14 protein-coding genes and 1 riboswitch are annotated in these 14,764 nt (G+C 40.8%); of the genes, 12 read left to right on the forward strand and 2 right to left on the reverse strand.

Annotated elements, in window-relative coordinates; genetic code table 11:
- Nucleotides 1-6 precede the first annotated feature (6 nt).
- From BN1875_RS12000 to purB, 7 genes are all read left to right on the forward strand, one after another.
- Nucleotides 7-630 (forward strand): glycoside hydrolase family 73 protein, encoded by a 624-nt coding sequence (locus BN1875_RS12000; RefSeq protein WP_048605067.1) that lies wholly within the window; start codon nt 7-9, stop codon nt 628-630.
- Nucleotides 631-648: 18 nt separating this feature from the next.
- The gene (locus BN1875_RS12005; RefSeq protein ID WP_048605068.1) at nt 649-1,332 is read left to right on the forward strand and encodes a beta/alpha barrel domain-containing protein; all 684 of its coding nucleotides are present in this window, start codon (nt 649-651) and stop codon (nt 1,330-1,332) included.
- Between the two features lie 91 nt (nt 1,333-1,423).
- A riboswitch (purine riboswitch) is annotated at nt 1,424-1,520 on the forward strand.
- 65 nt (nt 1,521-1,585) lie between these two features.
- On the forward strand, nt 1,586-2,167 hold the full coding sequence (locus BN1875_RS12010) for a xanthine phosphoribosyltransferase (protein ID WP_048605069.1): 582 nt from the start codon (nt 1,586-1,588) through the stop codon (nt 2,165-2,167).
- Complete coding sequence (locus BN1875_RS12015; protein ID WP_082147282.1) at nt 2,168-3,478, forward strand: nucleobase:cation symporter-2 family protein; 1,311 nt, start codon at nt 2,168-2,170, stop codon at nt 3,476-3,478.
- Nucleotides 3,479-3,637: 159 nt separating this feature from the next.
- Nucleotides 3,638-4,126, forward strand: a complete 489-nt coding sequence (gene purE / locus BN1875_RS12020) for a 5-(carboxyamino)imidazole ribonucleotide mutase (RefSeq protein ID WP_048605070.1) — start codon at nt 3,638-3,640, stop codon at nt 4,124-4,126.
- Nucleotides 4,119-5,240 carry a 5-(carboxyamino)imidazole ribonucleotide synthase gene (gene purK, locus BN1875_RS12025; RefSeq protein ID WP_171000802.1) on the forward strand — a complete coding sequence of 374 codons (1,122 nt, stop codon included), beginning with the start codon at nt 4,119-4,121 and terminating at the stop codon, nt 5,238-5,240. The genes purE and purK overlap by 8 nt, the downstream gene beginning before the upstream one ends.
- Before the next feature lie 14 nt (nt 5,241-5,254).
- Entirely contained in the window at nt 5,255-6,550 is a 1,296-nt protein-coding gene (purB, locus tag BN1875_RS12030; protein ID WP_048605072.1) for an adenylosuccinate lyase, read from the forward strand.
- 100 nt (nt 6,551-6,650) lie between these two features.
- Here purB and pbp4 read toward each other — a convergent pair whose 3' ends face one another.
- Nucleotides 6,651-8,687, reverse strand: a complete 2,037-nt coding sequence (gene pbp4, locus BN1875_RS12035) for a penicillin-binding protein PBP4(5) (protein ID WP_048605073.1) — start codon at nt 8,685-8,687, stop codon at nt 6,651-6,653.
- Between the two features lie 117 nt (nt 8,688-8,804).
- The gene (locus BN1875_RS12040) at nt 8,805-9,188 is read right to left on the reverse strand and encodes a hypothetical protein (protein WP_048605074.1); all 384 of its coding nucleotides are present in this window, start codon (nt 9,186-9,188) and stop codon (nt 8,805-8,807) included.
- Between the two features lie 267 nt (nt 9,189-9,455).
- Here BN1875_RS12040 and purC point away from each other — a divergent pair, with 267 nt between their 5' ends.
- Genes purC through purF form a run of 5 tightly spaced genes read left to right on the forward strand, consistent with a single transcriptional unit; the run spans nt 9,456 to nt 14,757 of the window.
- Complete coding sequence (gene purC / locus BN1875_RS12045) at nt 9,456-10,190, forward strand: phosphoribosylaminoimidazolesuccinocarboxamide synthase (RefSeq protein ID WP_048605075.1); 735 nt, start codon at nt 9,456-9,458, stop codon at nt 10,188-10,190.
- Complete coding sequence (gene purS / locus BN1875_RS12050; RefSeq protein WP_048605076.1) at nt 10,181-10,435, forward strand: phosphoribosylformylglycinamidine synthase subunit PurS; 255 nt, start codon at nt 10,181-10,183, stop codon at nt 10,433-10,435. Before purC ends, purS begins: the two co-directional genes overlap by 10 nt.
- Nucleotide 10,436: 1 nt before the next feature.
- A complete protein-coding gene (purQ, locus tag BN1875_RS12055; RefSeq protein ID WP_048605077.1) occupies nt 10,437-11,117 on the forward strand; it encodes a phosphoribosylformylglycinamidine synthase subunit PurQ in 681 nt (226 codons plus the stop codon).
- Entirely contained in the window at nt 11,114-13,333 is a 2,220-nt protein-coding gene (gene purL, locus BN1875_RS12060; RefSeq protein ID WP_048605078.1) for a phosphoribosylformylglycinamidine synthase subunit PurL, read from the forward strand. The genes purQ and purL overlap by 4 nt, the downstream gene beginning before the upstream one ends.
- Nucleotides 13,318-14,757 carry an amidophosphoribosyltransferase gene (gene purF / locus BN1875_RS12065; protein ID WP_048605079.1) on the forward strand — a complete coding sequence of 480 codons (1,440 nt, stop codon included), beginning with the start codon at nt 13,318-13,320 and terminating at the stop codon, nt 14,755-14,757. Before purL ends, purF begins: the two co-directional genes overlap by 16 nt.
- Nucleotides 14,758-14,764 lie beyond the last annotated feature (7 nt).

Consider the following 14,764-nt stretch of genomic DNA (forward strand, 5'->3'; position numbering starts at 1 on the left):
GGGAAAATGGCAGTAAGAAAATACAAATCAAGAAAGAAACAGAAAGTACGCTTACCTGCTATTTTAGCGGGTTTTCTGCTCATTGGACTGGCATTTGTTTTTTCAGTGAAGAGCTTAAGCAGTCCGTTGCAACCATTGCAGCAGTTGATAGATCAGCCGGAAGAAATGGACCGCCAAACTTTTATCGACACGCTGGCCCCACATGCGCAAGAACTGCAAAAAGGGTATGGCATTTTACCGAGTATTATTTTAGGACAGGCGGGCTTGGAATCGAATTTTGGTGAAAGCACTTTGGCAAGCAAGTACAAAAATTTATTTGGTATCAAGGCATTTGGAGATCAAAAAAAGGTCAAATTGGAAACGAAAGAATTTGTTAATGAGCAGTGGATTACCATTAAAGGGGAATTCAAGGTCTATTCTTCTTGGGAGGAATCCATGGATGATCATACGATGCTTTTTGTTAATGGCGTGGATTGGGATCCTAAAAAATATGAGCCAGTTTTAGCGGCGAAAGATTACAAAGAAGCGGCGCAAGCCTTGCAGGAAGCAGGATATGCGACAGATCCAACATATGCTGATAAAATCATAAGTGTCATTGAAGAATATCAGTTGAACACGTACGACCAGTAGGAGAAAGGGAGTGGCACTATGACTGAGCAATTTGTTCCAAATATTACCACCGAACTGCGCAAGGACATCGTCAGAGTTCCTGATGTGATTCGCAAAGCCAGCGGAATTCATTTTTTTGGTAAGAAAATTCGTTCGATTATTTTTACAACAGATATTGCGATTATCCGCAATACGAATGCCGATGCTGTAATTGCGGTGTATCCCTTCACTCCTCATCCGGCAATCACGAAGAGCATTATCGAAGCGGCTGATATACCGGTTTTTTCTGGTGTTGGTGGTGGACTAACTCAGGGGCAGCGTTCTCAATATATGAGTATGTTTGCTGAAGCCCAAGGATCGATTGGTGTCGTTTTGAATGCACCTACACCAGTGGAAACAGTAGAACAAGTTTGTCAAATTGTAGATATTCCGGTGATTAGTACAGTCACGTCAAAATATACGCCCATTGATGAAAAAATTGCGGTAGGAATTAAGGTCATCAATATTAGTGCTGGAAAAGAAACTGCCGAAACAGTCCGACATTTTCGGAAACATTATCCAGAATTACCAATCATTGCCACTGGTGGTCCTACGGCAGAAAGTATTTTAGAGACGATTCAAGCGGGGGCTAATGCAATCACTTATACACCACCGTCAAATGGCGAACTATTCAGCCGAAAAATGGAACATTATCGAGATTTGGAAAAAAACGACAACGAATAAGAGAAAACTTTTTTAAAGATTAGGATTTTTTTATCTAGAAAAGGTTTTCATCCCTTGCGTTTTTAATTGTAGACAGGCATACTTTAGCCTATATTTAGATAAAAATTTAACTTATATATCGTCGTAATTGGTCGACAGTCTCTACCCGATACCGGAAATATCGGACTATAAGTAAAAAAAGTGCATTTAGCACCTTTTTTGCTTACCCGCAAAAAAGGTGCTTTTCTGTATTTAAAAAGAAGGAGCGAAAAAAATGAGAGAACTTATAGAACGAATTGAAAAAGATGGCCGGGTATTGGGAGAAGGCGTATTGAAAGTGGACAGCTTCGTGACCCATCAGGTTGATCCCGAACTAATGGAAAAAATCGGACACCGTTTTGCTGAAGTTTTTAGTGAAGCTGGGATTACAAAAGTTGTCACCATTGAGGCTTCTGGGATTGCTCCTGCGCTTTATGCAGCACAAGCGTTGAAGGTACCGATGGTTTTCGCCCGCAAATCTAAAAGTTTAACGATGGATGAAGAGCTGTTGACTTCTTCTGTGTACTCTTTTACCAAACAAGTGACCAGCACGATTTCGATTTCAAGAAAATTTTTATCAGATAAGGACAATGTTTTGATTATTGACGACTTTCTTGCAAATGGTCAGGCGGCAAAGGGATTGATTGAATTATGCCAACAAGCCGGCGCAAAAGTTGAAGGAATTGGCATTGTCATTGAAAAATCCTTCCAAGATGGACGCAAACTTTTAGAGGAAATGGGTTTAACTGTTGTTTCTCTAGCAAGAATTGCTTCATTATCAGAAGGAAAGGTGGAATTTATCAAGGAGGATGCTTAATTGAAACAAACACAAACAAAAGCAGCAGTATTGGGATTACAGCATTTATTGGCGATGTATGCCGGAGCAGTTGCCGTACCATTGTTGATCGGCACAGGATTGGGATTTAATGAATCACAAATGACCTATCTGATTTCCATTGATATTTTTATGTGTGGTATAGCTACTTTGTTGCAATTGACGGTGACGAAGTTTTTCGGTATTGGTTTGCCCGTCGTGTTGGGCTGTGCGATTCAAGCTGTTGCACCATTGATTTTGATTGGTACCAAAGCAGGTGTTGGAGCGATTTACGGCTCGATCATCGCTTCAGGAATTTTTGTTGTTTTGATTGCTGGATTTTTTTCAAAAATAAAGAAGCTCTTCCCGCCATTAGTTACAGGAACTGTGATTACCGTTATTGGATTGACATTGATTCCGGTTGCCATCACTAAAATGGGAGGCGGGGATGCAACTGCAGAAACGTTTGGTTCTCGCAATAATTTGTTATTGGCTTTTGTGACGATCGTATTGATTATTGGTATCCAGATTTTTGCTAAAGGGTTTCTTCGTTCGATTTCTGTCTTGATTGGTCTGGTTGGTGGAACATTGCTTGCGTACATAATGGGTCTGGTTGACTTTTCAGCCATCGGACATGCACCGATTTTTCATATTCCGCAACCTTTCTATTTTGGGAAACCGACATTTGATATCTGGTCGATTTTACTAATGATTATTATTTCAATCGTGAGCATGGTGGAGTCGACAGGTGTTTACTTTGCGCTTGGAGATATCACTGGCAAAAGCATCAAAGAGGATGATTTAAAACGGGGATACCGTGCTGAAGGGTTGGCAGTGATTCTCGGTGGAATTTTTAATACATTTCCTTATACCGGTTTTTCACAAAATGTCGGTTTGGTTCAACTTTCGGGAATCAAAACGAAAAAGCCAATTTATTTCTCGGCGTTTTTCTTGATTGTTTTAGGACTGTTTCCAAAAATCGGTGCCCTTGCTCAAATTATTCCTGAAGCAGTTTTAGGCGGTGGCATGCTGGTGATGTTTGGTATGGTAGCCGTTCAGGGAATGCGTATGCTGTCGAAGGTTGATTTTGCCAATGATAAAAATTTACTGATTATTGCAGTGTCCTTAGGCTTTGGTTTGGGTTTCAACATGATGCCGCAATTATTCAGTGAGCTGCCAGAAACGGTTCAAATGTTTACTGGTAACGGCATTGTCATGAGTAGTTTGACAGCAATTCTTCTGAACTTGCTTTTCAATGGTCTAAAAACAGAGGAACCCGTTGAAGAATCATTGAAAGAAATCGAAGGTGTATAAGTTTTTAATGCAGAACGGAAAAGTTTTCGTTCTGTTTTTTATTTTATTAATAATCCGAACGATTATCAATATTATTTAGATATTATTCGATTTTATTTTGACAGATAGTAGATACCCCGATACAATAAATGAGAAGTCTAAAGAAGGAGAAGGGACAATATGCAATCTTTAGTATCTGTTATTATGGGAAGTACCTCCGATTGGGAAACAATGCAACATGCCTGTGAACAACTGGAACTTTTAGAGATTCCATTTGAAAAAAAAGTTGTTTCCGCCCATCGCACACCAGATGAAATGTTTCATTTTTCAGAAGAAGCCCGCCAACGAGGCGTCAAAGTAATTATTGCTGGTGCGGGAGGGGCAGCTCATCTGCCGGGGATGGTCGCAGCAAAAACAACGCTGCCTGTAATTGGCGTTCCAGTCCAATCACGAACATTAAATGGTTTGGATTCTTTATTATCCATTGTTCAAATGCCTGCCGGTGTTCCCGTTGCGACCACTGCCATCGGAAAAGCTGGTGCAATCAACGCTGGACTACTTGCGGCGCAAATGCTTTCCATGTATGATTTAGAAGTAGCTGAAAAGCTGGCAACATTGCGCAAAGAAATGCGTGAATCTGTAATGGAAAGTAGTGATCAACTTGGTTAAGCCACTTATGCCTGGTGCCACGATTGGAATCGTTGGCGGAGGACAATTAGGGCGCATGATGACCCTAAGCGCAAAAAAAATGGGATTTCGGGTGGGGGTTTTAGATCCCACAGAAGATTGTCCAACAGCACAAGTCGCTGATTGGCATATCGTTGCTTCCTATGAGGATGTATTTGCGTTGGAGGAATTAGCAAGACGCTGTGATGTCATCACCTATGAATTTGAAAATGTTAGTGTGGATGCGTTAAATGCCATTTTGCCATTAGCCTATGTCCCCCAAGGAACGGATCTTTTAGCAATCACTCAAGACCGATTATTGGAAAAATCTTTTTTGGAGTCAAATAATATTGTCATTGCCCCTTATGCAACGATCATCAGTCCCACAGATATCCAAGATGCAATCGACAGTATTGGCTATCCCTGTGTGCTAAAAACAACTCGGGGAGGATATGATGGCAAAGGGCAATACGTTCTTTATAGTACAGCCGATTTGGCCCCATCAATGAATTTATTAAGAGAAGGAACCTGTGAATTAGAAGCGTGGATTCCATTTGAAAAAGAACTGTCGGTTATGATTGCAGGTAATGGCAATGGACAATTCACCACATTTCCGGTAGTAGAAAATATCCATCGAAACAATATTCTACATGAAACCATTGCTCCGGCGCGTATTCAGCCGGAAGTTGCAGAAGAAGCCCAACGAATCGCCAAAGTTGTAGCGCAAGCATTGGATCTTCGTGGTGTATTGGCAATTGAAATGTTTTTGACGAAGTCTGGCGGCTTGTATGTAAATGAACTTGCTCCTCGTCCTCATAATTCGGGACATTATTCTATTGAGGCGTGCAACCTCAGCCAATTTGATGCCCATATCCGTGGAATTTGCGGTTGGCCATTGGGAGAAGCCCGCTTGTTGACGGATGCGGTGATGATCAATGTGTTAGGAGAAGAATTAACGGATACCTATGATTTGATTGCAATGAAACCAGATTGGCAATTTCATTATTACGGAAAAAATGAAGCAAAGACTGGTCGAAAAATGGGACATATAACGATTCCCACGACAGATATTTATCAAACGCTAGAAGAAATTTATCAAACCAATATTTGGGATTAAAAAGGAGCAGGTTGATGTTAGAACGATATACAAGACCCGAAATGGGGAAAATTTGGACGGAAGAGAATCGTTTTCAAGCATGGTTGGAAGTAGAAATTTTAGCCGATGAAGCTTGGGCGGAATTAGGAGAAATTCCTAAAGAGGACGTCAAAAAGATTCGCGAAAAAGCTTCTTTCGACCCGCAGCGAATCGCAGAAATTGAACAGGAGACTCGCCATGATGTGGTCGCATTTACTCGCGCTGTCTCAGAGTCTTTGGGTGAAGAACGAAAATGGGTTCACTACGGATTGACTAGTACCGATGTTGTGGATACAGCTTATGGCTATTTAATTAAACAAGCCAATGATCTATTGAGAGCGGATCTGCAACGGTTTACTGCGATTATTGCTGAAAAAGCGAAAGAACATAAATATACTGTGATGATGGGTCGGACCCATGGTGTACATGCAGAGCCAACAACATTTGGGTTGAAATTAGCAACTTGGTACTCAGAAATGAAACGTAATATCGAACGTTTTGAACATGCGGCTAAGGGAGTCGAAGCCGGGAAAATTTCCGGTGCAGTCGGAACTTTCGCTAATATTCCGCCATTTATCGAAAATTATGTGTGTGAACATTTGGGTATTCGACCACAGGAAGTTTCAACCCAAATTTTACCACGGGATCTTCATGCGGAATATTTTGCTGCAATGTCTTTGATTGCTACGAGTATTGAGCGTTTTGCGACCGAAATCCGCGGACTGCAAAAATCAGAAACTCGGGAAGTGGAAGAATTTTTTGCAAAAGGTCAAAAGGGTTCCTCCGCGATGCCTCACAAACGAAATCCAATCGGCTCAGAAAACATGAGCGGGCTTGCACGGGTCATTCGCGGGCATATGCTGACGGCTTATGAAGATGTCCCATTATGGCATGAACGGGATATTTCCCATTCTTCTGCTGAGCGGATTATTTTACCGGATACTACGATTTTACTGGATTATATGCTGCAACGCTTTGGAAATATCGTAAAAAATCTGACGGTTTTTCCAGAAAATATGAAACGAAATATGGATGCAACTTTTGGATTGATTTATAGCCAGCGAGTAATGCTGAAATTGATTGACAATGGCATGACTCGAGAAGAAGCCTATGATTTGGTACAACCTAAAACGGCCTATGCATGGGATCATCAAACGGCTTTTCGTCCGCTTTTAGAAGAAGATGAAGCTGTCACTTCGATTCTAAGTAAAGAAGATTTAGATGACGCCTTTGATTATCACTACCATTTGAGAAATGTTGCTACCATTTTTGAACGAGTAGGTTTGGATTAGCAGACCATGATTTAAAGATAAACATAAAACAGCCCGAACAATTGAGAATATTCCAGTCACGTTTTCATGAGGAGGACTTCTTGATTGTTCGGGCTGTTTTTTACTCTTGATTAGCCAGTTGTGTTAAAACATCGGCTGCAAGAGCCGTTGCAGATTCATTTTCTTGTCGGTCTTCAAGCATAGAAACCATCAAGTAATTGCTGTTTTCTGCATCAAAGGCTAGTAAGAAACTATTTTCCTGTCCTTTTTCGTCTTGTTTTTCTTTGATTTCTGCTGTTCCAGTTTTAGCAGCAAGAGGGAAACCAAGGGAAGCAAGACTGTGGGCTGTCCCATTTGGATCATTTACTACCGCCTGTAAATCGGTGACGATTGTAGTGACGGCATCCTTAGAAAGAGATTCCTTCGTTTTTGATTCTGCATTCAGTAGAAGATGAGGATAAACCAAAGTTCCCTGATTTGCAAAAACGGAATACATCGCAGCTTGCTGGATAGGTGTGATCAATAGTTGCCCTTGACCATACCCTGTATCTGCTAAAAGAATTTCTGAATCAAACGATTTTTCATTAGAAATTTGCGGCGTTTCCATGGCAATCGGCAGATCCAATTCTTCGCCGAAAATAAATTTATCTAAACCAGCTCGAAATTTTGTTTCACCCATTGCTAGCGTTTGCTGTGCCATATAAATATTGTCAGAATACACTAATGCGGTTTCTAAATCAACTTGTGGAACATCAGAGACTCTCGTTACCTGATAGTCTCCCCACGAATGATCTTTTTGCCATTTTAACCCATCGATTGCTACTGTTTTTTGCGGATCAATCGTGCCGTTTTCTAAGCCGATTCCGGCAGTAATCGTTTTGAAAGTAGACCCCGGTGCATACCTGGTAGCAAAACGAGATAAAAAGGGTTTTGCTGTATTTTTTTCATAGGCATCGTATTCTGATTGCGAAATACCGTGCGTCATTTTGTTTGGATCAAAGCTTGGAGAACTGACCGTAGCTAATAAATCACCTGTTTTTGGTTGTGTGATGACTGTCGAACCGGCTTTATTGTCTAGTGCTTGGAATGCTGTTTTTTGGAGATCGGCATCGATGGTGAGCTGAATGGTTTCCCCATCTTTTTTAGTTTGTTCCAATAGAATGTCTTTTTCTGTACCGTCCTCTTTGGTAATTGCAATCTTTCCACCGTTTTGGCCCCGTAGCTCTTGATCGTAAGCTGCTTCCAGCCCTGAGCGGCCAATTTCTCCAGAACTGCTTAACTCTGGATTTTTTTCAATGTCTTCTGCTGTGACCGTGCCTAAATACCCGATCAATTGGGCAGCCGCTTCGCCTAGTGGGTAATTTCGCCCGGTGGTTTCTTGAATGCTGGCACCGGTTGGTAAATCATCCGTTGCACCATCGATAATTTTAAGAGGGACGAAGTAATCTGGTTGGACCCAAGCTTGTTCGATTGCCTGAGTAATTGTGTCACTTTCAAGGGAAAACTTATCTGCGATAGCTTGAATGTTTTTTTCTTTCTCGGTTCCTTCACCTAACTGATTGGGAACAACACCTAATTGCTTTAACGTGGCATTGACAGCTAGAGGTTGGTTGTTTCGATCGACGATTTCGCCGCGTGTGGCATCAGTAACCGAGACGTTGATTTTATCTTTTCCAGACATTCCCGGAAAAATCAAACTCGGACTCCATTCCAGTTTTGGTTCTTTTTCACTGATATCGATTATCCCTTGATAATTCAAGTCTTTTAACTCACCTAAAGAGGTAGTCATAGTTAAGGAATAGGAAAATGTATAGGTATCAGCGCTTTTTTCGTTGACTTTGATTTTTTTTGCGACGAGATTGTCGGCACCAATTCCGGGATAAATCGCTTGGTATTTCTCAACGATTTCTTTTGTAGAAAAATCATTTCGTTTAGTGGCATCTTTTGTCAAAAAGGAAGGCAAAGTATCAAAATCTTGTTTTTTGAGAGCGGTTAGGTACTTATTTACTAGTTTTTTACTGGCTGTCATTGTTTGATTTTTAGTAAATGCCTGATAAGCAATAAAACCACCGCCACCAAGCACAAGGAGAAGAAGGACTATCAACAGGGGCAGCAGGTTTTTCTTTCTTTTTTTTTCAGAACGTGTCTTTTTTTCCATAATTGACCTCCAAGTTGGTATGGTATCTATGATAAGGGAAAAGTTCGTAAAGTTGATAAGAAATAAAAAAGAAATCCATAAGAAAATGGATTTCAGCAACGTTATTTTATAAGTAGATTATGCAAGAGCGACCCGCTGATGTGTGTACTGAGAAACTCGCTCTTCCCGCAATGCCTCTAAAAGTAATTCAATGAAAGAAAAATTTTGTTCTTCCAAATTATAAAAAACTTGGAAGCGATAGTGATTTTTGAAAATATGTTGCTCGTGAATTTGATGAATAACGAGTTCATCATTTTTTTGATTTTTGAATTGAATTGTACGTTTGCGGCATTCGCAATGTCGCTGAGAAGCCCGCTTTAATTTACGAAAGGTATAAAACGATGTGTCTTTATTCAGATGGTAGACTTCATCGACCGCGAGCAAATCATTGAATAATTGAAGTTTATCTTCTACTGACAATGTGGCCAAAAAATACTCAACGTTACTTCGTTGACAATCCATGAAACATCCTCCTCAAAAACTTACCCTGAAGTTACACTCTCACTATAGCATTTCAATCCTTATTTGTAAACGTTTTATCAAAAAAATAAATAATAACGAAGAAATCTAACAAGTAAATTACGCAAAAGACGAACGATTTTAATAAAATAATAATTAATATTCACAGTAACATTGACCACCTTTTGCTAAGTTGTTAAAATAATCACGAGTCAAACACGAACGATTAACTGCATCGTGTGCGAAAATATAAACAAAAGAGGCGTAGGAATGGAAAAAGCGAGTTTAGTTTATGAAGGAAAGGCGAAAAAGCTTTTCTACACGGATCAACCAGATGTTTTATGGGTAGAATACTTAGATCAGGCAACTGCATTGAATGGGGCAAAAAAAGACATCGTCGTGGGAAAAGGAACCTTGAACAATCAGATTACGGGTTTGGTTTTTCAATGGCTGAAGGAGGAAGGAATTCCTTCGCATTTTGTTGGCAATTTATCTAAAACCGAACAATTAGTGAAAAAAGTCGAGATTATTCCACTTGAAATTGTCGTTCGTAATTATGCTGCAGGAAGTTTCACCAAACGATTTGCCATTTCAGAAGGAACTCCTTTAGACTTTCCAATTGTTGAGTTTTATTACAAGAATGATGGGTTGGATGATCCGTTTATCAATGACGAGCATGTTCGGTTACTGAAATTGGCAACCGGAAAAGAAATCAATGATATTAAACATTTGGCACAGAAATTAAATCATGCATTACAAAAATTATTTTCTGAAATCAATATTCAATTGATTGATTTTAAAATTGAAGTCGGTCGAACAGCAAACGGAAAGATTTTATTGGCAGATGAAATCACCCCGGATACCTGTCGTCTTTGGGATTTACAAACACAAAATCATTTAGATAAAGATATCTATCGTCGAGAATTAGGGGATTTGGTTCCAGTTTATCAAGAAGTATTAAATCGTTTAGAAAAATTCAGTGAAGGAGTGTCACCATGTATTTAGTGAAAGTCTATGTTACTTACAAAGATTCCGTTTTGGATCCTCAAGGAGAAGCCGTAAAAGGAGCCGTTCATCGTTTGGGGTACGAAGAAATTACCGAAATACGAATGGGAAAATATTTTGAAATCAAAGTCGCTTCGTCCAATCGACCTGTGGAAATCGCTATTGAAGAAATCTGCGATAAATTATTAGCGAATGTCACGATGGAAAGCTATCGGTTTGAAATCATCACGTTGGAGGAAAAGTAAAATGAGATTTGCAGTCATTGTTTTTCCCGGTTCAAATTGCGACAAGGATCTTCTTTGGGCGGTACAAGACATCATGGGACAAGAAGCAGCTTATGTTCGTCATGATGCCGAATCACTGGTTGGCTTTGACGGCGTGTTGCTGCCGGGAGGATTTTCTTATGGTGATTATTTACGCTGTGGCGCCATTGCCCGGTTTGCACCGATTATGCAGGAAGTTATTCGTTTTGCTGAAGAAGGAAAACCGGTCTTTGGTACTTGCAATGGGTTTCAATTGTTGACAGAAGCTGGACTTTTACCAGGCGCTTTACGAAAAAATGATTCCTTACATTTTATTTGCAAGACCGTTTCTTTAGAAGTGAATCCCAATACACCATTTACTTCAGAATATGAAGAGAAAACAGAGATTCATTTGCCAGTGGCCCATGGGGAAGGCAATTACTATTGTGATGCGGAAACCTTGCAACAATTACAAGACAACAATCAAATCGTCTTTACTTACAAAAATGAAAACATCAACGGCAGCGTAGCAAATATTGCCGGAATTTGTAATGAGGCGGGAAATGTTTTGGGTATGATGCCTCACCCTGAACGAGCCGTGGAGGACCTTTTAGGTTCTGAGGATGGCAAAAAGTTCTTTGCTTCAATTATTAAAAACTTTGGAAAGGTGCCGATGAATCAATGATAACTATGACTGAACCAACACCTGAATGGATCAAAGAAGAAAAGACCTATCTCAACTGGGGATTGTTGGAAGAAGAATACCAGTTGATTGAGAAAATTTTGGGTCGTTTACCAAATTACACAGAAACTGGTTTATTTTCTGTCATGTGGAGTGAGCATTGTTCCTACAAAAACTCCAAACCAGTTTTGAGAAAATTTCCCACGGATGGTCCACAAGTATTGCAAGGACCTGGAGAAGGTGCAGGCATCGTTGATATCGGTGATGGTCAGGCAGTTGTTTTTAAAGCGGAAAGTCATAATCATCCATCTGCTGTTGAACCATACGAAGGGGCGGCAACAGGTGTTGGCGGGATTATTCGGGATATTTTCAGCATGGGGGCCCGACCAATCGCTATTTTGGATTCTTTGCGGTTTGGGGAATTGACCAACTCACGAACAAAGTATTTATTGGAAGAAATCGTTGCCGGAATCAGTGGGTATGGCAATTGTATCGGTATTCCGACAGTTGGCGGCGAAATCAGTTTTGATTCTTGTTATGAAGGCAATCCGCTGGTCAATGCCATGTGTGTTGGATTGATTGAGCACAAAGATATTCAAAAGGGTCAGGCAAAAGGTGTTGGAAATACTATTATGTACGTCGGGGCAAAAACTGGTCGTGATGGGATTCATGGTGCGACATTTGCTTCGGAAGAATTTGTTGAAGGGGAAGAACAGCAACGTTCTGCAGTTCAAGTCGGTGACCCCTTCATGGAAAAACTATTGCTTGAAGCCTGTTTGGAATTGATTTTAGATCATGCGGATATTTTAGTGGGAATTCAAGACATGGGAGCAGCAGGATTGGTTTCATCTAGTTCTGAAATGGCATCGAAAGCTGGTTCCGGGTTAAAACTATTTTTAGATGATGTTCCTCAACGGGAAAGCGAAATGACACCATATGAAATGATGCTCTCTGAATCGCAAGAACGTATGTTGATTTGTGTCAAACAAGGACATGAAGAAGAAGTCGTTGCCTTATTTCGCAAGTACGATTTAGAGGCGGTATCGATTGGTGAAGTAACTGATGACGGTATGTATCGTCTTTATCATAAAGGGCATCTAGTCGCTGATCTTCCGGTTGATGCCTTAGCAGAGAATGCACCGGTTTATCAGAAGGAACGAAAAGAACCTGCCCGTATCAGCGCTTTTCAAAAAATTCCCGATTTTTATCCAGTAATTTCTGATGGAGCTGCTACTTATTTAGAATTGCTTCGTCAACCAACCATCGCATCAAAAAAATCAATTTACGAAACGTATGATAGTCAAGTTTTGACTAATACCGTTGTGGCACCGGGAAGCGATGGTGCAGTATTACGAATTCGCGGAACAAATAAAGCACTGGCGATGACCACCGACTGCAATGGTCGGTATCTCTATTTGAATCCTGAAATCGGCGGACAGATGGCTGTAGCAGAAGCCGCTAGAAATATTGTTGCCAGCGGTGGAAAACCATTAGCAATCACTGACTGCCTAAATTACGGGTCCCCAGATAAACCAGAAGGCTTTTGGGAGTTGTGGACTTCGGCCGATGGTATTGCAAAAGCCTGTGAAGTTTTAGAAACTCCAGTGATTTCGGGAAATGTTTCTTTATACAATGAAACAAATGGCCGCAGTGTTTACCCAACTCCTGTAATCGGAATGGTCGGACTGATTGAAAATGTAGCCGACATTACAACGCAGGAATTTAAGGAAGTCGGAGATTTGATTTACGTTCTTGGCGATACACAAGCTGATTTTAATGGGTCAGAAATTCAAAAATTGCAAATCGGGAAAATTGAGGGGAAATTGATGGCCTTTGATTTAGCCGTTGAAAAGAAAAATCAAGAAATTCTTTTAGCTGCTATTCAGGCAGGATTGATTGCAAGTGCCCACGATTGTTCAGAGGGTGGTCTAGCTGTTGCACTTGCAGAAGCTGCTTTTCCAAATGAATTTGGGATTGATGTAACCTTGGATTTCCCTAAAGAATGGTTATTTTCTGAAACTCAATCTCGCTTCGTTCTTTCAGTAAAACCAGAAAGACAACAAGCCTTTGAAAAAATGGTCGGTTCATTCGCAACAGCAATCGGTGTTGTGACAGATGACGCCATCTTGAAGGTTCAATTAAGGGACGACAAAATTCAGTTACCAACGAAAATGGCAAAAGAAGCCTGGGAGGAAGCCATTCCATGTCTTATGAAGTAAAAAGCTTAAATGAGGAGTGCGGAATCTTTGGTGTGTGGGGGCATGCCGATGCAGCTCGGGTGACATATTTTGGTTTGCACAGTTTACAACATCGTGGGCAAGAAGGCGCAGGAATTGTTGCGAATAAAAACGGCAAGCTGAAAGGGCATCGAGACTTAGGTCTGCTATCCGAAGTTTTCAGAGATGACCGACAACTGGCTTGCCTGGAGGGAGAAAGAGCCATCGGACATGTGCGCTATGCTACTGCGGGAAATGGTAGTGTAGACAACATCCAGCCTTTTCTTTTCAAATTTTATGATTGCCAAATTGGTTTAGCCCACAATGGTAATCTGACGAATGCACGGAGTTTGCGGACTGATTTAGAAGCAAACGGTGCGATTTTCCATTCTAATTCAGATACAGAATTATTGATGCATTTACTTCGACGCAGCAAGCAAACCACTTTTTTAGAACAATTGAAAGAAGCTCTAAACCAAGTGAAGGGCGGTTTTGCTTATCTTTTAATAAAAGAAGACTGTCTGATCGCAGCGTTAGATCCTAATGGCTTTCGTCCTTTAGCAATTGGTCAAATGAAAAATGGGGCGTACGTGGTTGCTTCTGAAACCTGTGCATTAGAAGTGATTAGTGCGTCCTTTGTACGGGATGTCCAACCAGGAGAAATCGTGACGATTAATGATCAAGGTATTCACATCACCACTTATACAACAGAAACGCAACCAGCAATCTGTGCGATGGAGTATATCTATTTTGCTCGTCCGGATTCAAATATCGCGGGTGTCAATGTTCATACTGCTAGAAAAAACATGGGTAGACGTTTAGCAAAAGAAGCACCGGTGGAAGCTGACATGGTGATTGGTGTTCCTAATTCCTCTTTATCGGCAGCAAGCGGCTATGCAGAAGCGTCGGGAATTCCCTATGAGCTTGGTTTGGTAAAAAATCAATACATTGCCCGAACGTTTATTCAACCTACACAGGAATTGCGAGAACAAGGAGTGCGCATGAAACTTTCTGCTGTACGGGGAGTCGTTGAGGGAAAAAGGGTAATCATGGTAGATGATTCCATTGTCAGAGGAACCACAAGTCGTCGAATCGTGCAACTGCTAAAAGAGGCTGGAGCAAAAGAAGTTCACGTGCGAATTGCTTCTCCGCCATTGAAATATCCTTGTTTTTACGGAATCGACATTCAAACCCGCAAAGAATTGATTGCGGCCAATCATTCCATTACTGAGATTCAGCAATGTATTGGGGCAGATTCGTTGAGCTTTTTAAGTGAACAGGGCTTGATTGACGCCATCGGCTTGAACTTTGATGCTCCTTATACCGGCTTGTGTATGGCCTATTTTAACGGGGATTACCCAACGCCGTTGTACGATTATGAAGAAAAATATCTTGCATCGCTGAAAGAACAGACATCATTTTTTTAAAGGAGAG

The organism is Enterococcus massiliensis, from assembly GCF_001050095.1.
GTDB lineage: Bacteria > Bacillota > Bacilli > Lactobacillales > Enterococcaceae > Enterococcus_C > Enterococcus_C songbeiensis.

Coding starts and splice junctions, on each gene's coding strand:
- BN1875_RS12000 (WP_048605067.1), top strand. CDS start 7: ATGGCAGTAAGAAAATACAAATCAAGAAAGAAACAGAAAGTACGCTTA.
- BN1875_RS12005 (WP_048605068.1), top strand. CDS start 649: ATGACTGAGCAATTTGTTCCAAATATTACCACCGAACTGCGCAAGGAC.
- BN1875_RS12010 (WP_048605069.1), top strand. CDS start 1,586: ATGAGAGAACTTATAGAACGAATTGAAAAAGATGGCCGGGTATTGGGA.
- purE (WP_048605070.1), top strand. CDS start 3,638: ATGCAATCTTTAGTATCTGTTATTATGGGAAGTACCTCCGATTGGGAA.
- purB (WP_048605072.1), top strand. CDS start 5,255: ATGTTAGAACGATATACAAGACCCGAAATGGGGAAAATTTGGACGGAA.
- pbp4 (WP_048605073.1), bottom strand. CDS start 8,687: ATGGAAAAAAAGACACGTTCTGAAAAAAAAAGAAAGAAAAACCTGCTG.
- BN1875_RS12040 (WP_048605074.1), bottom strand. CDS start 9,188: ATGGATTGTCAACGAAGTAACGTTGAGTATTTTTTGGCCACATTGTCA.
- purC (WP_048605075.1), top strand. CDS start 9,456: ATGGAAAAAGCGAGTTTAGTTTATGAAGGAAAGGCGAAAAAGCTTTTC.
- purS (WP_048605076.1), top strand. CDS start 10,181: ATGTATTTAGTGAAAGTCTATGTTACTTACAAAGATTCCGTTTTGGAT.
- purQ (WP_048605077.1), top strand. CDS start 10,437: ATGAGATTTGCAGTCATTGTTTTTCCCGGTTCAAATTGCGACAAGGAT.
- purL (WP_048605078.1), top strand. CDS start 11,114: ATGATAACTATGACTGAACCAACACCTGAATGGATCAAAGAAGAAAAG.
- purF (WP_048605079.1), top strand. CDS start 13,318: ATGTCTTATGAAGTAAAAAGCTTAAATGAGGAGTGCGGAATCTTTGGT.